Genomic DNA, 23,504 nt, shown 5'->3' with positions numbered 1-23,504 from the left:
TCGGTGGCCGTTCGGCCGGTGCTGGGCGACTGCCCGGGTTGATGTCATCAACGCTACGCAGCACAGATCCACAGCAGCCCCACGCCGAATCCACCCGAACTCAACACTTCGGCACCGTTCCTCCCCACCCCGGAACGAGGCGGCGTGGACGCCTCAGGAGAGGTCGAGGACGAGGTGACCGGCCTCGTCCGCGCGCGCGACGCCCAGCCGGCGGCGCAGGAGTCCCGGGCGCAGCGGTCGCGAGCCCTCGAACCGCAGCGGCACGTCGTACCACTCGCCGTGGAGCGCCACCGCGATGCTGGGGCGGAACTCGCGCTGCGACAGCGACCGCACGTCGATCGCGAGACGGTAGGCGCCGTCCCCGAAGCGGGCATCGACCCGGCGGCCCCGCTCGGGCGGCTCCGTCCGGCGGACCGTGCGGCTCGGAGCCGAGGCTGCGCGGACGAGGCGGCCCTGATGGGGCAGGGTCCCGTGGATGCTCGCGGTGCCCCGCACGACGACCAGGTCGTCCTCGATCGCGACCCGCGCGGGGGAGAACAGCGCCGCGATCCGCTTGGTCGGCCGCTCTTGCGTGATCTCGTACGCGTCGCGGTGCTCGCCGGCGGGGTCGAAGCCGGGATACGTGAAGAAGGCACGGTCGCCCTCCACGTGCAGTCCCACGGCGTGCTCGCCGCCCGCCGCGATGGCCAGCAGCGCCAGGATGCGCTCGGTGTCGCGGTCGAGGGCTCCGCGCAGGATGGCGCGGTGGATCACCTTCATGCTGCGGTACAGGTCGTCCGTCAGGTACTTCGCGGACAGCTCGGTGATCCGGTCGTAGACGAACTCGCGCTCGGCCGGCTCGCGCAGCGACAGCGAGTCGCGCAGGTCGTGCCGGATCGTCGTGTCGAACTGGCGGCGCATGACGTGGTCGCGCTGCGGTCCCGGTGCCAGCTGCTCGGCGATCGTGTCCATGATGATCTCCGTCGAGGCGTACACCTCCGCCGCGTCGGCGGTGTACGTGACGTTCGAGCGGTCGGCGCGCGCACGGGCGTGGTACGTCGCGCCGTCGATCACCGAGATCCGCCGGGCGTGCACCATCGCCGTGACGGTGAACGGCTGGTCGCAGCGCTGGCGCATGTCCTCCCGATACCGAAGCCCCAGGTCCTCGATGAGGGAGCGGCGGAACATCTTCGAGTTCGCCAGCGCGTACGGCAGGGGCGAGGAGTACAGGTCCAGGTCGGCGACCGTGCCGAACTTGTAGATCTTGACCGGCACGTGGCGCTCGCCGATCGGCTCCATGCGGCCGAAGATGACGTCGGATCCCCACTCGTCGCCGCGCTCGACGAGATCGCGCAGCGCGTCGTCGTCGAGGTAGTCGTCGCTGCCGAGGAAGAACACCCAGCGGCCCGTCGCCTGGTCGAGGCCACGGTTGAACGGCACGGCCGGCGTGCCCGAGTTCGGCTGGTGCACGGCGACGACGTTGTCCGGGTGCCGCGCGGCGAACTCGTCGATGACCGCGCCGCTGCCGTCGGTGGACCCGTCGTCGACCAGCAGGACCTGGACGTGCTCGAAGCCGATGGTCTGCCGCTCCAGCGACGCGAGGGTCTCGGGCAGGTACGTGGCGGTGTTGTAGACCGCGATGATGACGGAGACGGAAGGAGTCATGGCGGTCTCACTCTAGGTGGGGCTGCTCGAGCACGCGCCGGTAGAGCGCGTCGAGCACCTCGGCCTGCGCCTCCCAGCTCCAGCGGTGCATCAGGTCCGGGTCGTCGTACGCCTTCCGGTACCGGTCGGGGTCGGCCAGGACGAGGCGCGCCGCGCGGGCGAGATCGGCGGGGTCGCCGGCCGTGAACACCTCGCCGTTGCCGTGGCGGCGCGTCGTCTCGGCCATGACGCGCACGTCCGACACGAGGATCGGCAGCCGCGCCTGGGCGTACTCGTAGTACTTCGTCACGAGGGAGATCTCGTGGTTCGGCCGGTGCAGCAGCGTGTTGACCCCGGCGTCCGCGGAGGAGATGAAGGGGACGATCTGCGGCACGGGGACGTACGGCAGCAGGTGGACCCGGTCCCCGACGCCCAGCTCGGCGGCGAGGTCCGACAGGTCCGAGGCGGGCGGGGTCTCGGGGTACCTGGCGATGATCGCCAGGTGCACGCCCGGCAGGTCCACGAGCGCGCGGACGGCGGTGTCGACCGACCGCACGGGCGCGATGCCGCCCGAGTAGACGATCAGCGGCGTCTCCCGCGGCAGGCCGACGACCTCGCGGATCGTCCGCTCGGGCGCCTCCGCGGTGCGCATGAGCGGGGCGTTGCGCACGACCGACGGCGTCGTGGGCAGGGCGAACTCCTCGCGCAGCATCTCGGCCAGCTCGTCGCTGACGGTGGCCACGCCGTCCGCCCAGGACGCGAACGCGCGCTCGAGCAGGACCTGCGCGGGCAACCACGACTCGCGCGGGCTCCACGGGGTGAGCTCCTTGATCCACTCGTGCGCGTCCCACACGATGCGGACGTCGCGGCCGCGCATCGCGGCGCGCACCTTGGCGCGCGCGGCCACGTGCAGCATGCGGTGGTCGTTGGCGTGGATGAGGTCGGGCTGGAGCCGGTCCAGGACCGGGCCGTACGCGGCCTCCCAGTCCCAGATCCCCGGGTCGAGCCGCTGCCACGCGTCCCCGCGCCGCACGAGGCGCCACCATGCGGTGGCGAGCCGGTCGGCCGGCCCGTTGGCGAGGTCGCGTGCGCGGCGCGTCGACTCGGTGGCGCGCAGCCGCCGCAGGATCACCCGGCGGCGCAGCCGCGCCCACGCCATCCGGGCGCGCGACGTGTAGCGCCGCGGGCCGCGGTCGCGGCCGCGCACCTTCTGGGCCTCGATGCGGAACCGCGCGTCCGCCACGACGGCGTCGGCGATCGCCTTCGCGTGCCGCTCGCGGCGCAGCGTCGGGTACGCGAGCGGGTTGCGCAGCAGCGTGGAGCGCTCCAGCTGGGGGCTGGACCCGGCGTTCTGCAGGACGTAGACGAGGTGGGCCGGGACGCCGCCGAACCGGCGGCGCCGCTTCCCGTCGAACCGGGCCCGGCGGCCGACGAGGGTCACCCGCCAGCCCAGCTCGGCCATCGACGCGGCCTCCTTCTGGATGCGCGAGTCGCCGACGATGAGGTTGTCGGCCAGCATCACGACGTGCACGTCGTGGCGTCGGCCCGGCGCGACGCTCGGGTCGGCAGGCAGGTCGTGGAGGCCCATGGGCCGGGGCACCTCTTCATCGTTCGTTCGTCCGCGAGAGTGCACGGACCTGGGGGGATCTGTGCCGAGGCTACTGAACCTCCACGCCCGCCGTCAGAGCACCGCGCGGACGAGTGGCACGCGCCGCAGCACCAGCACGATCGCGTAGGCCGCCGCGGCGGTGACCGCGAGCCGCGCGAGCATCGGCCCGACGGCGCCGGAGGCCGGCTCCTCGCCGCCGAACCCGAGCTCGGGCAGCAGCCACACGAGCGTCAGGTGCAGTCCGAACACGCCGAGCGTCGCGCCGCCGAGCAGCGTCCCCAGCCGCGCCGGACGACCGCGGACGAGGACGCGCAGGACGCCGTCGGGCTGCAGGAGCGCCTGCGCGACGAGGAAGACGCCGATCGCGTAGAGGATCGTGCCCACGCCGTAGTAGCTCACCGGGCTGACGGTCTGCAGCCAGTCCGGGGCCTCGGGATTGCGCCACTGCCAGCAGCCCAGCGCGCCCAGCGCGACCGTGACGAGGGCGGCGAGCGCCAGCACGACGCCACGGAGCCGCACGCCGCGCAGGCCCCAGCCGAGCACGTAAAGGCCGAGGTAGCCGAACCACCACGTCCACGCCGTCTCGGCCAGGACGGTCGTGGCCTCGCGCGCCGTGACCGTGGCCACGGACAGGGCCGGGATGGCGGCGAGCGCCGCGCCGGCGACCAGCACGGCGCGCCGGCTCGACGAGGCGACGAACCCCATGAGGACGGGCGTCAGCAGGGCGAGCCCGATGATGATCCACAGGAAGTACAGCGCGGTGTAGAGGTTGCCCGACACGATCCGCACGAGCGTGTCGTCCCACGGCAGCGGCTCGCCGGTGATCACCCAGAGCAGACCCCAGTACCAGGCGTGCCAGAACACGACGGCCGGCACGAGCCGGGCCGCGCGGCGGCGCAGGAACGGGCCGTGACCGCGGTAGCGGCGGGGGTCCAGCAGCACCGCGCCGCTCAGCATGACGAACAGCGGGACGGCGCACGTCGCGGCGATGTCGAGCCAGATGGCGACCGTGCCGTGCATGGTCGCGCGGGCGTCCTCGGCCACGGCGTCGTAGCCGACCGAGTGGATCGCGACGACGCCCAGGATCGCGGCGGTCCGCAGCCACGAGATCCAGACGGTGGACTCGTGGTCCGCCTCCGGCCGGGGTGTCGCGGGCGCGGAGGTCACCGGGCCAACCTAGCGAGGTCGCCGGGTACGGACCACCGCTGCTCAGTCCGCGAGCAGCGGCGCGAGTCGCTCGCCCAGCGCGGGGCCGAGCAGGCGCGAGTAGTCCGACGAGAGGTGGCTGTAGTCGCGGAAGACGATGACGTCGCCGATCACGACGGGGCACGTGTCCTCGACGCAGAACCGGTCGGTCAGGTCGATGACGGGCAGGTCCAGGTCCCGCGCGGCCTCGGCGTACAGGTCGGGCGTCATCGCCTCGTCGCGCGGCAGCGAGCACGCCTCGACCGAGCCGGTCCGGGCCAGGCAGTCGGTGGCGTTCTTCTTGTCCTTGACCGCCGGGACGTCGCGGATCACGGCGAGCGGCTTGCCCGCGGCCTCGAGGCGCTCGGCGACCTCGCGCACGCCCGGGACGAGGGCGTCGAGCCCGTCGCGGCCCTCGTCGTCGGCCCAGCCGTAGGCGCTCGAGTACGACGAGGTCACCACGAGCGAGACGTCGGGGTCGGCCTCGAGCCGCTCGAGGATGCGGCGGTTGCCTTCGCCGCAGAGCTCGTAGCGCTCGCTCGGCTCGTCCGGCAGCGTGCGGCGGGTGGTCGTGAACGGGCACGAGGACCGCGTGTACGTGACGACCGCCCAGCCGGCGTCGCGCCCCCAGGCGTCGAGGGCGCCGAACCAGTGCGTCGCGTGCGAGTCGCCCACGACGGCGATCGCGCGGTCCGCGTCGCGGTCGCCGAGCCGGCACGAGTCGACCTCCGGATCGTTCAGGTCGGACTGGCAGCCGGGGAAGACGGGGTTCGAGTTCTCCGCGGCGACGACCGTGGGGTCGGCCAGGACCGCGTCGAGCGTGGCGTTGAGGTCGCAGTCGGCACCGGGGTCCAGGGCGGCGGGCCCCAGGCACGCACGGTCACCCGCGTTCGCGGCGCGGTCGCGCGCGGCCTCGATCGCGGACCCCTGCTGCCACACCAGGCCCGCGGCGGCCGCCGCGATGACCGCCATCGCCGTCGCCGAGGCGACGAGCGTCCGCCGTCCGGAGCGCAGCAACGGTCCCGACCGCAGCGGGTCCTCGACGAAGCGCGTCGACGCCCACGCCAGCGCGAGGGTGAGCACGACGATCGCGGTCCGGTCGAGCGCTCCGATCTCGCTCTCGAGCACGTAGGGCCAGCACACGATGAGCGGCCAGTGCCACAGGTAGACGGCGTAGGAGACGTCGCCGACGAACGTCGCTGGACGCACCGAGAGCAGGCCGTCGGCCGACCAGCGCGAGCCCGAGCCGCCCGCGCCGATCACGAGCGCGGTGCCCAGGACGGGCACGAGGGCCGTGTAGCCGGGGAACGCCGTCGCGTGGTCGTACGTCGTGGCGGCCCACGCGATCGCGGCCAGCCCGAGCCAGCCGAGCGGCGCCGCGAGGCGCACGGGCGCCAGGGCCAGCAGCGCCCCGACGCCGAACTCCCACATGCGCGTGCGGGTGTCGAAGTAGGCGCGGCTCGCGTCGGCGTCCGTCGCGACCACCGACCACACGAGCGACGCGACCGTCACGGCGGCGATCAGCCAGGTCAGCAGGGTCCGCGTCGGCACGGCGCGCGCCACCCGCCGGGCGACCCACAGCGCGAGCGCGATGAGCAGCGGCCACACGACGTAGAACTGCTCCTCGACCGAGAGCGACCAGTAGTGCTGCACGAGGGTCGGCGTGTTGCCCTGCGCGGAGTAGTCGACGGCGTCGCCCGCGAGCGCCCAGTTCTGCACGTAGAAGGTGCTGGCCACGATCTGCCGCAGCGACTGCTCCCACAGCGTCGCGGGGACGAACAGCCGCGTCAGGACCAGGCTGACGGCCAGCACGAGGAGCGAGGCCGGCAGCAGGCGCCGGGCGCGCCGGGCCCAGAAGTCGGCGAGCCCGAGCGAGCCCGTGCGCTCGACGCGCGACGCGATGTGGGACGTGATGAGGAAGCCCGAGATCACGAAGAACACGTCCACACCGACGTAGCCGCCCGTGAAGGACGAGAGCCCCAGGTGGTAGAGCACGACGGCGCCGACGGCGACCGCGCGCAGGCCCTGGATCTCGGGACGCAGGCGCCGCGCCGGCCGCGGCGCGGCGGGTCGACGGCGTGAGCCGGGGGCGCGCGGCTCGCGACGTGCGGTGGCGGGGGCGGTGTCGAGCTGGTCCATGGGATCGGGCCAAGGCTACGTGGCCCGAGCCCGGCTCGGGCAGGCGCGACTCGCCTACACTGTCCGACGTGTTCGAAGCTCGGGGTCCCCATGTGCTGTACGTGTGCTGGGGCTTCCCGCCCTGCCGCGGCAGCGGCGTCTACCGAGGTCTGGCGACCGCGAACTCGCTCGCCGCGCTGGGCTGCGACGTCACCGTCATCACGGCCGACCGCGAGACCTTCCTGCGCAACACCGGCATCGACGCGACGCTCGAGGACCTCGTCGACCCGCGCATCGAGATCGTGCGCGTGCCGTTCGAGTGGCCCGAGAACGACCACGAGATCGACGCCTGGCCGCTCGAGCGCGCCCGCGACCCGCGCGGCTGGCTCGCGCAGTGGAACGAGGCGGCGTTCGCCGAGTTCCCCGAGATCCGCTACGGCGCCTGGCGTCCCGGCATCGTGGCCGCCGCCGACGAGGTCCACGCGCGCCGGCCCGTCGACCTCGTGATCGCCACGGCCAACCCCAACGTGGACTGCGCGGTCGGCCTGCACCTGCACGAGCGGCACGGCGTCCCCTACGTCGTCGACCAGCGCGACGCGTGGAGCATCAACGTCCTCACCGAGGAGCGCTTCCTGCCCGGCACGCCCACCGCCGAGATGGAGCGCACCCTGATCGAGTCGTCGCTCGAGTCGTGGTTCGTCAACGAGCCGATCCGCGCGTGGCACGCCGAGGCCTACCCGCAGGCCGCGGACAAGCTGCACGTCGTCATGAACGGCTACGACCTCGCGACCGCACCCGCGCCGCGGTTGCGCGCGTCCGACGACGCCGCACCGCTCACGGTCGGCTACGTCGGCACGATCACCCCGCAGGTGCCCCTCGCCGAGGCGATCGAGGGCTGGATCGAGGCGCGCGAGACCGACCCGCGCGTCGCCCGCGCGCGGATGGAGCTCTACGGCAACCTCGGCCACTCGGGCCGCGCCGGCTCGGTCGAGGCCGCGCTGCTGCGCAGCGCGGCGGGCCACGAGGTCCACTACGGCGGCTCGCTGGGCAAGGCGACCGTGCGCGACGCCTACGAGACGTTCGACGTGCTGCTGTTCCTCGCGGGCGGCGGCAAGTACGTCACGAGCGGCAAGATCTTCGAGTACATGGCCACGGCGCTGCCGATCATCTCGTGCCACGTCCCCGAGGTCGCGGCCGCGGACGTGCTGCGCGACTACCCGCTGTGGTTCCCCGTGCAGGACCTCGCGCCCGACGCGGTCGCGGCCGCGATCTCGCGCGCCTGCGAGGCCGCGGTGACGGCGGACGAGGCGACGCGCCGCGCGTGCGTCGAGCACGCGGCGCGGTACGAGCGGGAGACCCAGCTGCGTCCCGCGCTGGAGCGCGTCATCGAGGCGGCGACCGCCGCCCGGTCCGGGGGAGTGCGATGAGGATCCTGTTCGTCACCGCCCGCCGGGGCTACCGCAAGGGCTTCTTCGAGGACCGTCTGCAGGTCATCGAGGACGACCTCGGGCCCGGCCATGAGGTCACGGTCCTGGCGGTGCACCCGCCCAAGCGGCCGCGTCCCGTGCACCGGTTCGTCGTCGTCGACCCGTCCTCCGTGCCGTTCCGCCCGGTCACCGACTTCCCCGTGAAGGGCCGCGCGCTGAGGCTGCGGTGGACCCACCAGGTCGTGCGCCTGATGCGCCTCGGCCGCCAGGCGTGGTCGAAGGTCGCCCGCCGTCCCGAGTCCGACCGCGCCGGCGACCACCTCGCGGTCGCGTGCCGCACGTCCCGTGAGCCGGCCCGGCTCGCGCGCGAGTCCGATGTGATCATCGCCCTCGACTCGACCGCCGCGCTCGGCGTGTGGCACCTCGCGAGGCGCGTGCCGGGCAAGGCGTACGTCTTCGGCGTGCGCAGCGCGCGCGACGTCCTCGAGCGGCGCGGCGTGGCCCTGCCGCCGCTGACGTCCGGGGTCGTGGCCGCCGAGGTCGCGACCGACGAGTCGCACATGCCCGACCTGCCCGACGAGCCGGTGAGACTGCTCATCGCACCCGCCAACTACGCCGGCCAGGCCCGCCAGTGGGCCGACGCCGTCACGGCCCACGTCCCGGGCGCGGCCGCGCAGAACTTCCGCCGGGGCAAGTTCCCGGACGCGTACGTCAACGACCTGCAGGTCGACCCCGACCGGTTCGCCACCGACCTGGCGTGGCGGCGGTACTGGCGGCGCCACGTCGTGCAGACCTACACGCACGTGCTGGCCGAGGCCGGCCTCCCGTTCCTGGGCGCCTCCGTGCTCGACGCCGAGGACGAGATCCGCCAGCTGCAGCGCGCGGGCCTCCGGGTCGCCCGCCTCGCGCACGGCAGCGAGGTGCGCATCCCCAGCGTCCACGCGGCGTGGAACCGCTGGGCCCCGTACGAGCACCTCGACCCGAAGCAGGTCCGCCGCTTCGAGAGCACGGCCCGCCGCAACGTCGACGCCTTCAGTCGGCACGACGGCCCGGTCTTCGTCTCGACGCTGGGCCTGCTGGAGTTCCTGCCCAAGGCCACGTGGCTGCCGCTCACGGTGGACACCGACCGGACGTGGGTCAGCGACACGCCGCTGTTCGCGGGCGAGCGCCCGGTCGTGGCGCACGCGCCCAGCGGGCCGCAGAAGGGCTCGCACCACATCGACCCCGTCCTGCGCGAGCTCGACGATCAGGGCGTCATCACGTACCGCCGCGTCGAGAAGGTGCCGCACCGCGAGATGCCGCGCGTCTACGGCACGGCCGACGTCGTGATCGACCAGTTCGGCGTCGCCGACTACGGCGCCGCCGCGTGCGAGGCCATGTCGCTCGGCCGCCTCGTGGTCAGCCACGTCTCGCCCGCGGTCCGCGAGGACGTGCTCGATCGCACCGGCCGGGAGCTGCCGATCGTCGAGGCCGACCCCGACACGCTGCGCGAGGTGCTGCTGGACCTGCTCGCCGATCGCGAGCGGGCGGTCGAGCTCTCGCGGGTCTCGCGCGAGTTCGCCACGCTCGTCCACTCCGGACGCCGGTCCGCCGAGGTGCTGGGGGAGTGGCTGCTCGCGGATCGCGCCTGAGGCGGCACGGTTCGGCATGGTCCGGGCGAGTAGGTACTGTGAGCGCGTGAGTGATCAGCCTTTCATCCCACCGGCCAAGCCCGTCATCGACGAGCTCGACATCGAGGCGGCCGTGCGGGTGCTCCGCAGCGGCATGGTCGTCCAGGGCCCCGAGGTCAAGGCCTTCGAGGACGAGTTCACCGAGGTCGCCGGCTCCGAGCACGCGGTCGCGGTCAACTCGGGCACCTCGGCGCTGCAGCTGGCGCTCATGGCGCTGGGCATCGGGCCCGGTGACGAGGTCATCGTCCCGTCCTTCACGTTCGCCGCGTCCGGCAACGCCATCCGGCTCGTCGGCGCCGAGCCGATCTTCGTCGACATCGAGCCCGGCTCGTTCTGCGTCGACCCCGCGGCCGTGCGCGCCGCGATCGGCCCGCGGACCGCCGGCATCATGCCCGTGCACCTCTACGGCCACCCCGCGGACATGACCGCGATCATGGAGCTCGCGTCCGCGCACGACCTCGCCGTCGTCGAGGACGCCGCACAGGCCCACGGCGCCGCCGTCGACGGCACGCCCGTCGGCAGCTTCGGCTCCGCCGCCGCGTTCAGCTTCTACCCGACCAAGAACATGCACTCGCTCGAGGGCGGCATGGTCACCACGAACGACGCCGAGACCGCGCGCACGATCCGCCTGCTGCGCAACCAGGGCATGGAGCAGCGCTACGCCAACGAGATCGTCGGCGTGAACATGCGCCTGACCGACGTCGCCGCCGCCATCGGCCGCACGCAGCTCAGCCGCCTGCACCAGTGGACCGAGCGCCGCCGCGAGATCGCCGCGCGCTTCGACGCCGAGATCACCGAGGTCGTCACCCCGCCCGTCGCCGCCGGCGCGCGCCACGTCTACCACCAGTACACGGTGCGCGTGGAGAACGACCGCGACGGCTTCCAGAAGCGCCTGACCGAGGCCGGAATCGGCAACGCCGTCTACTACCCGACGCCCGTGCACCGCCTGCGCCCGTACCTCGTCGACGGCGCGCCCGACCCGCGCTTCGACCTGCCGGCCACCGAGAAGGCCGCGGCCGAAGTCGTCTCGATCCCGGTGCACCCCAGCCTGAGCGACGCCGACGTCGACCGCGTCATCGCGGCCGTGAACGAGGCCGCCCGGTGAGCGCGCTGCGTGCGGGCCTCATCGGCGCGGGGGCGATGGGGCGCAACCACGCCCGCGTCCTCGGCCAGCTCGAGGACGTCGACTTCGTCGGCATCAGCGACCCGGCCCTCGAGGCCGGCCTGTTCGGCGCCGAGGTCGTGCCGGACGTCGAGTCCCTGATCGCGCTCGGCATCGACTACGCCGTCGTCGCGTGCCCCACGAGCCTGCACGAGGAGGTCGGCATCGCCCTGGCGTCGGCCGGCGTCCACGCGCTCATCGAGAAGCCGCTCGCCAGCACGGTCGACGGCGCCTCCGCGCTCGCGAAGGCGTTCGCCGACGCGGGCCTGGTCGGCGGCGTCGGCCACATCGAGCGCTACAACCCGGCGCTGCAGGCCCTGCGCACACGGCTCGAGGAGGGCGAGCTCGGCCAGATCCACCAGGTCATCACGCGCCGCCAGGGCCCGTTCCCGCACCGCATCGCCGACGTGGGCGTCGTCAAGGACCTCGCCACGCACGACATCGACCTGACCGCGTGGGTCACGGGCGAGAGCTACCTCGACATCAGCGCCCGCACGGTCACCCGCAGCGGCCGCCCGCACGAGGACATGGTCGCCGCGATCGGCACGCTCTCGGGCGACATCATCGTCAACCACCTGGTCAACTGGCTCAGCCCGATGAAGGAGCGCTGCACCGTCATCACCGGCGAGAAGGGCGCCTACATCGCGGACACGCTGACGGCCGACCTCACGCTGCACCGCAACGGCCAGTTCGCGCTCGACTGGGACGCCCTCAGCGCGTTCCGCGGCGTGGCCGAGGGCGACGTCACGCGCTTCGCGATCCCCAAGCGCGAGCCGCTGCTGGTCGAGCACGAGCAGTTCCGCGACGCGGTCCTGGGCCGCGACGCCGACATCGTCACCCTCGACCAGGGCTGCCGCACCGTCCAGGTGGCGCAGGCCATGATCGACTCCGCCGACGGAGGCGGTCAGCGGGTCGATCTGGCGTGAGCGACCGTCCGACGAAGGTCGTGATGCTGGTCGACAATGACGTCCGCCGCGACTCCCGCGTCCAGAAGCAGGCCCGGTCCATGGCCGAGCGCGGCTGGGACGTGACGCTGCTGGGCATCAACCGATCGGCCGAGCCGGTCGCCCCGTGGAAGGTCGGCGAGGCGACCGTCGAGCTGGTCGAGTACCGGCCCGAGCCGGTCGAGCGGGCGCACCTGACGCGCTCGCCGCGCCTGCGGTCGCCGATCGCGTACCGCACGGGCACGCGCGCCAACCACCTCCTGGGCTGGTGCCTCGCGCAGGAGCGCGTCCTGGCCGACCGCCGCGCGGTGACGTCGTCGCCGCTCGCCCGGGCCGTCCTGTCGGCGCGCGTCGCCGGCTACCGGGCCCTGGGCCGCTGGCGCGGGATGCGCCGCCAGCGCACGGCCGAGGTCCGCGGCAGCCGGATCCGCATGGACACGTGGCTGGACCGCCTCACCACCGCGGCCTGGGTGCGGCTGCTGGGCACGCGCTCCTGGTACCGCCTCGACCCGATGATCGAGACGTGGGACGAGGCGTTCGCGCCGGCGATCGACCGCCTGCAGCCGGACCTCGTCCACGCGAACGACTTCACGATGCTGTTCGTCGGCGCGCGCGCCACGTTCCGCGCCCGTGCGGCGGGCCGCGACGTCAAGCTGGTGTGGGACGCGCACGAGTTCATGCCGGGCGTCGAGCACGCCACCGCGCACCCGCGCTGGATCCTGTCGCTGCAGCAGCTCGAGGCCGAGCACGCGCAGTACGCCGACGCGGTCCTGACGGTCAGCGATCCGATCGCCGACCTGCTGCAGGAGCACCACGGCCTGCCCGAGCGGCCGACCGTCGTGCTCAACACGCCCATCGTCGAGGACCCGCTGCCCGAGGCGCCCAGCGTCCGCGCGCTGTGCGGCCTCGCCGACGAGGTGCCGCTCATCGTCTACAGCGGCTGGGTCGACCGCAACCGCGGCGTCGGCGTCGTCATCGAGTCCCTGGGCCGGCTGCCCGACGTGCACGTCGCGCTCGTCGTCGGCCAGCCGGACTCGCCCGTCGTGCTCGAGCTCCAGGAGCGCGCGGCCGAGCTGGGCGCCGCCGAGCGGCTGCACGTCCTGCCGTACGTGCCGGTCGAGCAGATCGTGCCGTACCTGCAGTCGGCCACGCTGGGCGTGCACTCGCTGATCCACATGATGAACCACGAGATCTCGCTCGCCACGAAGTTCTACGAGTACTCCCAGGCCCGCCTGCCGATCGTCGGCAGCGACGTCAGGTTCATGGCCGAGACGATCCGCCGCACCGGCCAGGGCGAGGTGTTCCGCGTGGGCGACCTCGACGACTTCGTCCGTGCCGTGAGCGCCGTGCTGGCCGACCGTGACCGCTACGTCGCCGCGTACGACCAGCCCGGCCTGCTCGAGGGCTGGACGTGGGAGCGCCAGGCCGACGTCATGCACGAGGTGTACTCGGGCCTGCTCGGCATCGAGCCCCACGTGGGGGTGGCGTCGTGAGCCGTATCGTCGTCCTGCGCAAGGGACCCGCCGAGCCGCTCGGCGACCACGTGCTGGCCCTGCGCGACCTCGGCCACGACGTGCACCTGCTCGCCGGCGCCGCGACCGCCGTCGCCACGGAGCCGCACGAGGTCGACGGCGTGACCGTCCAGACCGCGCCCGTGCGGCCGTGGCTCGGCCCCGGCAGCAACATCGCCCGCTCGCCGCGCTGGACCCGCCCGTTCGGCTACCGGCTCCTGGTGCGCGCCAGGACCCGCGAGGCCGCCGCGCGCGCCCGCGTCGCGGAGGCGCGGTTCCGCCGCGACGTCGCCCTCGTCCGCACCGGCTCCGTCCCCGCCACGGCGCGCCTGCGGCTGCTGCTGGCCCGCGCCCACCGCCGCTGGGTCGCCGAGCGCGCCGAGGACACCCGCGAGGCCTACGCCCTGCGCCGCGGCCGCCAGCGCGCCGCCGACAAGGCCGGCCGCCGCTGGTGGCGGCTCACGTCGCGCCGCCATGCGTGGGCTCATCTGGATCCGGCCCTGCTCGACCCCGAGATCCACCTCGGCCCGCTGCTCGACGAGCTCGACGCCGACGCCATCCACGCCGAGGGCGCCGTCATGATGTCGGTGGCGGTCCGGGCGGCCGCCCGCCGCGACCGACCGGTCGCCGTCGTGTGGGATCGCACGACCGACCGCAAGCCCAGGAAGCCGTGGGTCGCCGAGGCGCGCAAGCTGCTCGTCGCCGAGTACCGCGGCCGCGTCGACCAGACCGTCAAGCGGCCCACGCGCCACGACCTCGCCACCGCCTACGCCGCCGTGGGTCTGGCCTCCGCCCCGTCCGACCACCTCGAAGGAACCCCATGAACATCACCGTCGTCGGCCTCGGCAAGATCGGGCTCCCGCTCGCCGTCCAGTTCGCCGCGAAGGGCCAGCGCGTCTTCGGCGCCGACGTGGCCGAGTCGGTCGTCGAGACCGTGAACCGCGGCGACGAGCCGTTCCCGGGCGAGGCGCACCTGGCCGAGAAGCTGGCCGAGGTCGTCGCCGCCGGGAACCTCACCGCCACGACCGACACGGCCGACGCCGTCTCCCGGTCCGAGTACGTGGTCGTCGTCGTGCCGCTGTTCGTCGGCGCCGACGGCACCCCGGACTTCGGCTGGATGGACTCGGCCACGCGCGACATCGCCCGCGGCCTGAAGCCCGGCACCACCGTCATCTACGAGACGACCCTGCCGGTCGGGACCACGCGCACGCGCTGGGCGCCGATGCTGCAGGAGGGCTCGAGCCTCACCGCGGGCCGGGACTTCCACCTCGTGTTCAGCCCCGAGCGCGTCCTCACCGGCCGCGTCTTCGCCGACCTGCGCAAGTACCCCAAGCTGGTCGGCGGCCTCGACGAGGCGGCCACCGCGAAGGCCGTCGAGTTCTACGAGACCGTGCTGGACTTCGACGAGCGCGACGACCTGCCCCGCCCCAACGGCGTGTGGGACATGGGCTCGGCCGAGGCCGCCGAGCTGGCCAAGCTCGCCGAGACGACGTACCGCGACGTCAACATCGGCCTGGCCAACCAGTTCGCCCGCTTCAGCGACCAGCACGGCATCGACGTGCTCAAGGTGATCGAGGCGTGCAACAGCCAGCCGTACAGCCACATCCACCTGCCCGGCATCGCCGTCGGCGGCCACTGCATCCCGGTGTACCCGCGCCTGTACCTGTGGAACGACCCCGACGCCACCGTGGTCCGCTCGGCCCGTGAGGCCAACGCCGCCATGCCCGCCTACGCCGTCGACCTGCTGGCCGCGGCGATGGGCGACCTCAACGGCAAGCGCGTCCTCGTGCTGGGCGCCGCGTACCGCGGCGGCGTCAAGGAGACGGCGTTCTCGGGCGTCTTCGACACGGTCTCGCAGCTGCGCACGCGCGGCGCCGAGGTCCAGGTCAGCGACCCGATGTACTCCGACGAGGAGCTCGCCAAGCTGACGCTGCCGCCGCACGACGGCGAGCCCGTCGACGCGATCGTCGTCCAGGCCGACCACGCGGAGTACCGCGAGATCTCGGCCGCGGACTTCCCGGGCGTCGAGGTCATCGTCGACGGCCGTCGGGTGACCGATCCCGAGCGCTGGGCCGGCGTCCGCCGCGTCGTCATCGGCGGCTGAGCGGCGTGAAGGTCCTCAGCGTCGTCGGCGCGCGCCCGCAGTTCGTCAAGCTCGCGCCGATCGACCACGCGTTCCGCGCGGCCGGGGCGGAGCACGTCATCGTGCACACCGGCCAGCACTACGACGAGCGCATGTCGGGCGAGTTCTTCCGCGAGCTCGACATCGCGATGCCCGACGTGAACCTCGAGATCGGCTCCGGCGGCCACGGCCCCCAGACCGGCGCGATGCTCGCCCGGATGGACGACGTCATCCTCGAGCACCGTCCCGACTGGGTGCTCGTCTACGGCGACACCAACTCGACGCTCGCGGGCGCCGTCAGCGCGGTCAAGCTGCACGTGCCGCTCGCGCACCTCGAGGCCGGCCTGCGCTCGTTCAACCGTGCGATGCCCGAGGAGCACAACCGCGTCCTGACGGATCACGCCGCCGACCTGCTGCTGGCGCCGACCGAGCAGGCCATGCAGCACCTCGCGACCGAGGGGCTGTCCGCGCGCTCGGTCCTCGTGGGCGACGTCATGACGGACGTGCTGACCGGCATCAAGCGCCGCCTGGACTCCGGTGAGCTCGTGTTCCCCGACCTCGGCGTGCCGGCGGGGGAGTACCACGTCTCGACGATCCACCGGGCCGAGAACACCGACGACCCCGAGCGCCTGCGCGCGATCGTCGAGGGCCTGCAGTCCCTCGACCGCACGGTGATCCTGCTGGCGCACCCGCGCCTCGTGCAGCGGTGCGCCGACTTCGGCATCGAGCTGGAGCGCGGTGCCGTGCGCGTGCACGAGCCGCTGCCGTACGGCCGGCTCGTGGCCGCGGCGGCCTCCGCGCACTCGGTCGTCACCGACTCGGGCGGCCTGCAGAAGGAGGCCTTCCTGCTGCGCGTCCCGTGCGTCACGGTGCGCACCGAGACCGAGTGGGTGGAGACGGTCGAGCTCGGCTGGAACGTGCTGGCCTCGGACCCGACGACGATTCCGTCCGCGCTCGCCGGGCTCGCGCCGCAGCCGACCGACGCCACGCCCTACGGCGACGGCCAGGCCGCCGAGCGCGTCGTCGAGGCCCTCGCCCGCTGATCTCGATACGCCCGCTCGTTCCTCGCGGTGCTACTCGATCGGCGGGCCCGGTGATCGAGTGCCGGCGAGCGCAGCGAGACGGTGTATCGAGATCGTTGTTTCGATACGCCGCTCGTTCCTCGCGAGCTACTCGATTGGCGGGCCCGGTGATCGAGTGCCGGCGAGCGCAGCGAGACGGTGTATCGAGATCACGTCGAGCTCAGGTGGTCTCGATACACCCGCTCGTTCCTCGCGGGCACTCGACCACCGGGGTGGCACTCGACCACCGGGGCGGCACTCGACCGCCGGGTGCCGCTGACGAGGGTCGAGCTCAGGCCGGCTCGAGCCGGCCGTCCACCTCGCGGTAGGCCTCGCCGGTCTCGGGGCAGGTGAACGTGCCGTCGCCCTGGTCGGTGAGCGGCTTGCCGGCCCGGCCGACCCACGCGATGCGGCGGGCCGGGACGCCGACGACGAGCGCGTGCGGCGGGACGTCCTTGGTCACGACGGCGCCGGCGGCCACGAGGGCCCAGGCGCCGACGGTGACGGGCGCGACGCACACGGCGCGGGCGCCGATCGAGGCGCCCTCCTCGATCGTGACGCCGACGGGCGTCCAGTCGGCGCCGGACTTGAGCATGCCGTCGGGCGCGACGGCGCGGGGGAACTCGTCGTTCGTCAGCACGGCGGCGGGGCCGATGAAGACGCCGTCGGCGACCTGCGCGGGCTCGTAGACGAGGGCGTGGTTCTGGATCTTGACGCGGTGGCCGATCTGCACGCCCGAGCCGATGTAGGCGCCGCGGCCGACGATGCACTGCTCGCCGAGCGTCGCGTTCTCGCGGACCTGCGCCAGCTCCCACACCGTGGTGCCGTCGCCGAGGGTGGCGCGGTCGTCGACTTGGGCGGTGGGCTTCACGGTGGCGCTCATGGTCGCCACGCTAGCGGACCGGCGTCCGCGCGACGTGGGGCGCCGTCCACCCGAAAACGCCCGGATCCGCCCCGGTCCGTTGGACACCGCCGCACATCGCGCCCGTCGGTCCGGGCCTCGGAGGACCGACGTAGGTTGTTCCGGTGGCGAGACTGCTCACCGACATCCGGCCCCTGCGCGCCTCCGCGGCGTACCGCCGGCTCTGGATCGGCCAGGCGATCTCGGGGTTCGGCCAGCAGATGTCGGTCGTCGCCGTCGCGTGGGAGGTCTGGCAGCTCACCTCGTCGTCGTTCTCGGTGGGCCTCGTCGGCCTGTCCGGGCTGCTGCCCCTCGTGATGGGCGGACTCTACGGCGGCGCGCTGGTGGACGCGTTCGACCGCCGCACCGTCGCGATCGTCTCGGCGCTCGGGCTGTGGCTGTCCGCGCTCGCGCTGGTCGCCCACAGTGCGCTCGGCTGGGAGTCGGTCGGCGTGCTCTACGCGATCGTGGCCGTGCAGTCGCTGTTCTACGCCGTCAACAACCCCGCCCGCGCCGCGATGCTGCCGCAGCTGCTGCCGACGCGCCTGCTGCCCGCCGCGAACGCCCTCGGCATGGCGGCGACGAACCTCTCGTTCACGGTGGGGCCGCTGCTCGGCGGCGTGCTCATCGCGTGGCGCGGCGTCGAGGCGGCGTACGTCGCCGACGCCGTGCTCTACCTCGCGGCGATCTACTCGGTCGTGCGACTGCCCGCGCTGCCGCCGGCCACGAAGATGCCCGTGCCCGGGATCCGCTCGGTGGTCGAGGGACTGAGGTTCCTGCGCACCGCGCCGAACATCGCGATGTCGTTCATCGTCGACCTGTGCGCGATGGTCTTCGCGCAGCCGCGCTCGCTCTACCCGGCGCTCGCCGCGACGGTCTACGTCACGTCCACGCCCGGCGACGAGGGCGCCTCGGCCCTCGGCCTGCTGCAGGCGTCGCCGGCGATCGGCTCGCTCATCGCGTTCGCGGTGTCGGGCTGGATCAGCCGCGTCCACCGCCACGGGATCGCCGTGACCGTCGCGATCGTGGCCTACGGCGCGAGCGTCGCGGCGGCGGGCTTCGCGGCGATCGGCCTGCCCGGCGTGCTGTGGCTGGCCCTGAGCCTGCTCGCGCTCTCCGGCGCCGCCGACATGATCAGCGCGGCCTACCGCTCGACGATCCTGCAGTCGGCCGCGCCCGAGCAGATGCGCGGCCGCATGCAGGGCCTGTTCATCGTCGTGGTCGCGGGCGGGCCGCGCCTGGGCGACTTCGTGATCGGCTCGGTCGCCTCGGTGGTCGACGAGGAGTGGGCGATGGTCGTCGGCGGCGCGCTGTGCATCGCCGGCGTCCTGCTCGCGGTGACGCTCAACCGCCGCTTCCTGGCCTATGACGGGCGCCACCCCACGCCTTGAGCCTCAGCGGCCGTAGTCCGCCAGGTCGATCTGGATCCAGATCTGCTCGGAGCGCCCGACGAGCTCGCCCCCGGGTGTGTAGAGCGCGACGTCGGTGAAGAACTTGCGCCCCTCGTGGCCCGAGAGCCGGCCCACCGCGTGGTACGTCGCGCCCACCTGCGGCACGCTCAGCACCTCGGCGGTCATCGTGCCCAGCAGCATCGGCTGGCGGCTGAAGTCGGCCGCCCAGCCGCCGGGGCAGTCCAGCGCGGCCCACGCGACCGGCAGGTCGACCCCGCCGTCGCCGCGGTCGAACGACGGGTGCACGTGCCACGGCGCCGCGGTCAGGCCGTCGCCGACGGGCCCGCTGAAGATCCGCAGGCCGTCGCCGTCCTCGCGGTCCGTGCCGCACGTGAAGCACTGTGCGAACGGGTGGCTCGTGAAGCCCGGGTAGGCCGCGACGCCCGCCGCGACCCCGTCGGCATCGACGAACGGCGGCGCCTCCCGGGTGAACGAGCCCGTCGTGGCCGTGCCGACGATGGCCCCACCGTGCGTCATGAGGCGCGTCTCGTCGCCCTCGTGCTCCCAGGCCAGCGGCGTGTCCAGCGGCGGGGGCATGCGCAGCCGCGCCGCCACCGGGCCGGCCGGGTCCTGCTCCAGGCGGGCCTGCGCGACGAGGCCGCTGACCCAGCCGCCGTTGCCCGACTCGGGAGGTCCGTTGAACTGTCGCGGGATGGTGACCATGCCCCGACGCTATCGGTCCGCGTGGGGCCGCGTGACGCCGGTCACGACCCCCGCGGGAGCCCGGTTCCACAGGGCGGCACTGACCCTTCGACCGACATGGGACAATGACTCTCGTGAGCGAGCTCATTGACACCACCGAGATGTACCTGCGGACCATCTTCGAGCTGGAGGAGGAGGGGATCGTCCCCCTGCGCGCCCGCATCGCCGAGCGCCTCCACCAGAGCGGCCCGACGGTCAGCCAGACGGTGGCGCGCATGGAGCGCGACGGCCTGCTGACGGTCGAGGGCGACCGTCACCTCGAGCTGTCCGAGAAGGGACGCTCGCTCGCGACCCGCGTGATGCGCAAGCACCGCCTCGCGGAGCGCCTGCTCACCGACGTCATCGGCCTCGAGATCGAGTACGTCCACGAGGAGGCGTGTCGCTGGGAGCACGTCATGTCCGAGCAGGTCGAGCGCCGCCTCATCACGCTGCTGGGCGAGCCCACCGAGTCGCCCTACGGCAACCCGATCCCGGGCCTGGCCGAGCTGGGCCAGGTCGTCCCCGAGGCCGAGTTCCTCGACGGCGTCGAGTCCCTGCCGTCGGTCGTCGTGGGCTCCACCGAGCCGATCCGCGTCGTGGTCCGCCGCATCGCCGAGGAGCTGCAGAAGGACACCGAGGTCATGTCGGTCCTGCGCCGCGTCGGCGCGCTGCCCGGCAACGACGTGCTGGTGTCCCGCGGCCACGACGGACTGCTGGTCGCCCGGCAGTCCGAGACCGCCGAGATCGTGGCCGAGGCCGCGGCCCACATCTTCGTCTCGCGGTGAGAGTCCCCACCAGCGCCGTGAACGCGGCCGGCGGCATGGTCCACGCTGGCATGCTGACGCCATGAGCGTGCGCACCTGGTTCCGACGCACGGGCTCGCTGTCCCTCGGCTGGGCCCTCGTCGTGCTGGGATTGTTCATGCTCGTGCTGCCCGGACCCGGGCTGCTGGGGATGTTCGCCGGCGTCGCCCTCCTGGCGCGCCACTACGCGTGGGCCGAGGCCCTGCTCGTGCCGTTGGAGAAGAAAGCGGTCGAGGCGGCGTCGTACAGCGTCGCCACCATCCCGCGCATCCTCGTCACGGTGGTGGGCATCGTCTGGATCGCCGCGGTGGGCGTCGTGTGGCTCATGAGCCCGACGATCCCCGAGTTCGAGATCCTCAGCGTCGGCTTCGGGCCCAAGCTGCCCGGGGCCGGCTGGCCGGGCGCGCTGGGCTGGTGGTTCTCCGACCTCATCGCGGTCGGCATCCTGATCTACAGCATCCGTCGCTGGCGCTGACTACGGTGGGGACGTGAGCACCCCCATCGACCCGGCCTCCGTCGAGCTCGGCCTCGACACCTTCGGCGACGTCACCACCCGCGCCGACGGCACCCTCGAGCACCATGCGGTGGTCCTGCGCCAGGTGGTCGAGCAGGCCGAGCTGGCCGATCGCGTGGGGCTGGCGTTCATCGGCCTGGGCGAGCACCACCGCGACGACTTCGCGATCACGGCGCCCGACGTCGTGCTCGCGGCGATCGCGGCGCGCACCGAGCGCATCCGGCTGGGCTCGGCCGTGACGGTGCTGAGCTCGGACGACCCGATCCGGGTGTTCGAGCGCTTCTCGACGCTCGACGCGCTGTCGAACGGCCGCGCCGAGGTCATCATCGGACGTGGCTCGTTCACCGAGTCGTTCGGCCTGTTCGGCTTCGACCTGGCCGACTACGAGCGGCTGTTCACCGAGAAGCTCGACCTGCTCTCGCACGTGCTGACCGAGGAGCCGGTGACGTGGTCGGGCTCGATCCGGCCGCCGCTGCGCGAGCAGCGCATCTTCCCGCCGACCGAGTCGGGCCGCCTCAAGGTCTGGATCGGCGTCGGTGGCACGCCGCAGTCGGTCGTCCGGGCGGCGCACTACCGGCTGCCGCTCATGCTGGCGATCATCGGTGGCCCGCCGGCCCAGTTCGTGCCGTTCGCGAACTACTACCGCGAGCTGCTGGCGGCCGACGGCGTCGAGCCGCTGCCGATCGGCATGCACTCGCCGGGCCACGTCGCCGAGACCGACGAGCAGGCCCGTGACGAGCTGTTCCCGCACTTCCAGGCGCAGCGCGACCGCATCGGCCGCGAGCGCGGCTGGCCGCCCACCACGCGCATCCAGTTCGAGCGCGACGCCAGCCCCGAGGGCGCCCTCTACGTCGGCTCGCCCGAGACGGTCGCGCGCAAGATCGCCACGAACCTGCGCACGCTGGGCGTCAGCCGCTTCGACCTGAAGTACGCCAACGGCGCGATGCCGCACGACCAGCTGCTGCGCTCGATCGAGCTCTACGGGACCCGCGTCGCGCCGCTCGTGCGCGACATGCTGGCCTGACCGCGCGGGGGACGGCGGCCTAGTCTGACGCCCATGGAGACGATCCTGGTCGCGGTCCTCGGTGTCGTCGTGATCGCCGCCGCCTCCGTCCTCGCGCCGCGCCTCGGCACCGCCTCGCCGCTCGTGCTGCTCGCCACCGGCCTGGTCGTGAGCCTGCTGCCGTTCACGCCGGAGTACGAGATCGATCCGGAGATCATCCTCGCGGTCCTGCTCCCGCCGCTGCTGTACTCGGCGGCGGTCAACATGCCGGCGATGGACTTCCGTCGCGACTTCCGCGCGATCAGCGGGCTGTCCGTGCTCCTCGTGGTGATCAGCTCGCTGGTCCTGGGCGGCGTCTTCGTCCTGCTCATCGAGGGCCTGGAGTATCCGCTCGCCGTGGCGCTCGGCGCGATCGTGAGCCCGACGGACGCCGTGGCGACCTCGATCGTCAAGCGGCTCGGGGTGTCGCCGCGCGTCGTGACGGTGCTCGAGGGCGAGAGCCTGCTCAACGACGCCACGGCCCTCGTGCTGCTGCGGTCGGCCGTCGCCGCGACCGCCGCCGGCGTGAGCCTCGGCGGCGTGCTGGGCGCGTTCGCCTGGGCGGTCGTCGGGGCGGTCGCGATCGGCTGGCTCGTGGGCGCGGTGGTGTTGCGCGTGCGTGGCCGCATCGCCGATCCGGCGGTGTCGACGGCGCTGTCGTTCACCGTGCCGTTCCTCGCGTTCCTGCCCGCCGAGCACCTCGAGGCCTCGGGCCTCGTGGCCGCCGTGACGGCGGGGCTGGTGACCGGGCACGGGCAGGTCCACCACCTCGGCCCCCGCCAGCGGATGTCCGACCACCAGAACTGGCGCACGCTCGAGCTGCTGCTGGAGGGCGTCGTCTTCCTCGTCATGGGGCTGCAGGTGTCGGCGCTCGTGGACGACGTGCGGGACGAGCACGACGGCCCGGCGCTCGCGCTGGCGTACGCGGTGGTCGCCCTCGCGGTCGCCATGGCGATCCGGGCGGTGTACGTCGCGGTCATCGTGCTGGCCGAGAAGCGCCGCCAGCGGCGCACCCCCGAGCTGCGCTCGACGCTGGACGCGTGGTCGGCGCGCGTCGCGGAGACCGAGCACCCGCGCGCCGAGCGACTCAGGTCCCGGCTGCGGCGCGTCACGGCCGACGTCGACTTCTACGACGCCTCGCGCTTCGGTCGGCGCGAGGGACTCGTCCTGGTCTGGGCGGGGCTGCGGGGCGCGGTCACGCTGGCGGCGGCGCAGACGCTGCCGACGGACACCGAGCACCGCTCGCTGCTGATCCTCGTCGCGTTCTTCGTGGCGCTGCTGTCACTCGTGGTCCAGGGTGGCACGCTCGGCCGCCTCGTGCGCGTGCTCGGCCTGGGCGGCGTTCCCGCGACCGACGCGCACGAGTGGGAGCGGCTCGACGCGCGCATGCGCGAGGTGAGTGCCGAGGTGCTCGCCGGCGCCGACCTGCCCGAGCAGTGGCGGGCCGCGGCGGCGCGGGTCATGGAGCACGCCGAGCAGGACCAGTTCGACCTCGCACCGGTGCAGGAGCTGCGCCGCGACATCATCGAGGCGCAACGCGAGGCGCTGCTGCGGGAGCGGGCGGACGGCACCTTCGGCAGTGCGGCGCTGACCCGGATGCTGGACCAGCTCGACGCGGACGAGATCGGCCTCGAGCTGCGCCGTTCCGGCGACGAGTGACCAACGCTGTGGGCGACACCA

19 protein-coding genes are annotated in these 23,504 nt (G+C 73.4%); 13 read left to right on the top strand and 6 right to left on the bottom strand.

Going from position 1 to position 23,504, the window contains the following annotated elements:
- Positions 1–153: 153 nt before the first annotated feature.
- The 4 genes from AB3M81_RS15230 to AB3M81_RS15215 form a co-directional block, all read right to left on the bottom strand.
- Complete coding sequence (locus AB3M81_RS15230) at positions 154–1,644, bottom strand: glycosyltransferase family 2 protein (protein WP_412904771.1); 1,491 nt, start codon at positions 1,642–1,644, stop codon at positions 154–156.
- Between the two features lie 7 nt (positions 1,645–1,651).
- Positions 1,652–3,211, bottom strand: a complete 1,560-nt coding sequence (locus tag AB3M81_RS15225) for a glycosyltransferase family 4 protein (RefSeq protein WP_412904770.1) — start codon at positions 3,209–3,211, stop codon at positions 1,652–1,654.
- 93 nt (positions 3,212–3,304) lie between these two features.
- Positions 3,305–4,399: an acyltransferase gene (locus AB3M81_RS15220; RefSeq protein ID WP_412904769.1), complete on the bottom strand. Its 1,095-nt coding sequence runs from the start codon at positions 4,397–4,399 to the stop codon at positions 3,305–3,307.
- Between the two features lie 42 nt (positions 4,400–4,441).
- Positions 4,442–6,556, bottom strand: a complete 2,115-nt coding sequence (locus tag AB3M81_RS15215) for an acyltransferase family protein (RefSeq protein WP_412904768.1) — start codon at positions 6,554–6,556, stop codon at positions 4,442–4,444.
- 68 nt (positions 6,557–6,624) lie between these two features.
- Here AB3M81_RS15215 and AB3M81_RS15210 point away from each other — a divergent pair, with 68 nt between their 5' ends.
- From AB3M81_RS15210 to wecB, 8 genes are read left to right on the top strand one after another with little or no spacing between them, the layout of a single operon-like run.
- Positions 6,625–7,962, top strand: coding sequence for a glycosyltransferase family protein (locus AB3M81_RS15210; RefSeq protein WP_412904767.1), 1,338 nt, complete (start codon positions 6,625–6,627; stop codon positions 7,960–7,962).
- Positions 7,959–9,593 (top strand): hypothetical protein, encoded by a 1,635-nt coding sequence (locus AB3M81_RS15205; protein WP_412904766.1) that lies wholly within the window; start codon positions 7,959–7,961, stop codon positions 9,591–9,593. The genes AB3M81_RS15210 and AB3M81_RS15205 overlap by 4 nt, the downstream gene beginning before the upstream one ends.
- 46 nt (positions 9,594–9,639) lie before the next feature.
- On the top strand, positions 9,640–10,737 hold the full coding sequence (locus AB3M81_RS15200) for a DegT/DnrJ/EryC1/StrS family aminotransferase (RefSeq protein ID WP_412904765.1): 1,098 nt from the start codon (positions 9,640–9,642) through the stop codon (positions 10,735–10,737).
- Entirely contained in the window at positions 10,734–11,720 is a 987-nt protein-coding gene (locus tag AB3M81_RS15195) for a Gfo/Idh/MocA family protein (protein WP_412904764.1), read from the top strand. The genes AB3M81_RS15200 and AB3M81_RS15195 overlap by 4 nt, the downstream gene beginning before the upstream one ends.
- On the top strand, positions 11,717–13,231 hold the full coding sequence (locus AB3M81_RS15190) for a glycosyltransferase family 4 protein (RefSeq protein ID WP_412904763.1): 1,515 nt from the start codon (positions 11,717–11,719) through the stop codon (positions 13,229–13,231). Before AB3M81_RS15195 ends, AB3M81_RS15190 begins: the two co-directional genes overlap by 4 nt.
- Positions 13,228–14,073: a hypothetical protein gene (locus tag AB3M81_RS15185; RefSeq protein WP_412904762.1), complete on the top strand. Its 846-nt coding sequence runs from the start codon at positions 13,228–13,230 to the stop codon at positions 14,071–14,073. The genes AB3M81_RS15190 and AB3M81_RS15185 overlap by 4 nt, the downstream gene beginning before the upstream one ends.
- Positions 14,070–15,353: a nucleotide sugar dehydrogenase gene (locus tag AB3M81_RS15180; protein ID WP_412904761.1), complete on the top strand. Its 1,284-nt coding sequence runs from the start codon at positions 14,070–14,072 to the stop codon at positions 15,351–15,353. The genes AB3M81_RS15185 and AB3M81_RS15180 overlap by 4 nt, the downstream gene beginning before the upstream one ends.
- A gap of 5 nt (positions 15,354–15,358) precedes the next feature.
- The gene (gene wecB, locus AB3M81_RS15175; RefSeq protein ID WP_412904760.1) at positions 15,359–16,414 is read left to right on the top strand and encodes a non-hydrolyzing UDP-N-acetylglucosamine 2-epimerase; all 1,056 of its coding nucleotides are present in this window, start codon (positions 15,359–15,361) and stop codon (positions 16,412–16,414) included.
- Between the two features lie 310 nt (positions 16,415–16,724).
- Here wecB and AB3M81_RS15170 read toward each other — a convergent pair whose 3' ends face one another.
- A complete protein-coding gene (locus tag AB3M81_RS15170) occupies positions 16,725–17,315 on the bottom strand; it encodes an acyltransferase (protein ID WP_412904759.1) in 591 nt (196 codons plus the stop codon).
- Between the two features lie 143 nt (positions 17,316–17,458).
- Between AB3M81_RS15170 and AB3M81_RS15165 the strand changes: the two genes are divergently transcribed.
- Positions 17,459–18,724: an MFS transporter gene (locus tag AB3M81_RS15165; protein WP_412904758.1), complete on the top strand. Its 1,266-nt coding sequence runs from the start codon at positions 17,459–17,461 to the stop codon at positions 18,722–18,724.
- A 3-nt stretch (positions 18,725–18,727) separates the two neighbouring features.
- Here the strand turns inward: AB3M81_RS15165 and AB3M81_RS15160 are convergent, their stop codons facing one another.
- A complete protein-coding gene (locus tag AB3M81_RS15160) occupies positions 18,728–19,447 on the bottom strand; it encodes a hypothetical protein (protein ID WP_412904757.1) in 720 nt (239 codons plus the stop codon).
- 113 nt (positions 19,448–19,560) lie between these two features.
- On the opposite strand from AB3M81_RS15160, the gene AB3M81_RS15155 reads away from it, so the two are divergent.
- The 4 genes from AB3M81_RS15155 to AB3M81_RS15140 all read left to right on the top strand — a co-directional run bounded on the left by AB3M81_RS15155 (position 19,561) and on the right by AB3M81_RS15140 (position 23,483).
- On the top strand, positions 19,561–20,250 hold the full coding sequence (locus AB3M81_RS15155) for an iron-dependent transcriptional repressor DtxR (protein WP_412904756.1): 690 nt from the start codon (positions 19,561–19,563) through the stop codon (positions 20,248–20,250).
- A 61-nt stretch (positions 20,251–20,311) separates the two neighbouring features.
- Complete coding sequence (locus AB3M81_RS15150; RefSeq protein WP_412904755.1) at positions 20,312–20,743, top strand: PGPGW domain-containing protein; 432 nt, start codon at positions 20,312–20,314, stop codon at positions 20,741–20,743.
- 13 nt (positions 20,744–20,756) lie between these two features.
- A complete protein-coding gene (locus tag AB3M81_RS15145) occupies positions 20,757–21,806 on the top strand; it encodes an LLM class flavin-dependent oxidoreductase (RefSeq protein ID WP_412904754.1) in 1,050 nt (349 codons plus the stop codon).
- A gap of 33 nt (positions 21,807–21,839) precedes the next feature.
- Positions 21,840–23,483: a cation:proton antiporter gene (locus tag AB3M81_RS15140; RefSeq protein ID WP_412904753.1), complete on the top strand. Its 1,644-nt coding sequence runs from the start codon at positions 21,840–21,842 to the stop codon at positions 23,481–23,483.
- The last annotated feature ends 21 nt before the right edge of the window (positions 23,484–23,504 follow it).

It is taken from the genome of Aeromicrobium jepli, from assembly GCF_047246605.1.
GTDB lineage: Bacteria > Actinomycetota > Actinomycetes > Propionibacteriales > Nocardioidaceae > Aeromicrobium.
The sequence above is the reverse complement of the archived record's forward strand: the minus strand, read 5'-3'. Positions and strand labels throughout refer to the sequence as shown.

Coding starts and splice junctions, on each gene's coding strand:
- AB3M81_RS15230 (WP_412904771.1), bottom strand. CDS start 1,644: ATGACTCCTTCCGTCTCCGTCATCATCGCGGTCTACAACACCGCCACG.
- AB3M81_RS15225 (WP_412904770.1), bottom strand. CDS start 3,211: ATGGGCCTCCACGACCTGCCTGCCGACCCGAGCGTCGCGCCGGGCCGA.
- AB3M81_RS15215 (WP_412904768.1), bottom strand. CDS start 6,556: ATGGACCAGCTCGACACCGCCCCCGCCACCGCACGTCGCGAGCCGCGC.
- AB3M81_RS15205 (WP_412904766.1), top strand. CDS start 7,959: ATGAGGATCCTGTTCGTCACCGCCCGCCGGGGCTACCGCAAGGGCTTC.
- AB3M81_RS15180 (WP_412904761.1), top strand. CDS start 14,070: ATGAACATCACCGTCGTCGGCCTCGGCAAGATCGGGCTCCCGCTCGCC.
- AB3M81_RS15170 (WP_412904759.1), bottom strand. CDS start 17,315: ATGAGCGCCACCGTGAAGCCCACCGCCCAAGTCGACGACCGCGCCACC.
- AB3M81_RS15160 (WP_412904757.1), bottom strand. CDS start 19,447: ATGGTCACCATCCCGCGACAGTTCAACGGACCTCCCGAGTCGGGCAAC.
- AB3M81_RS15150 (WP_412904755.1), top strand. CDS start 20,312: ATGAGCGTGCGCACCTGGTTCCGACGCACGGGCTCGCTGTCCCTCGGC.
- AB3M81_RS15140 (WP_412904753.1), top strand. CDS start 21,840: ATGGAGACGATCCTGGTCGCGGTCCTCGGTGTCGTCGTGATCGCCGCC.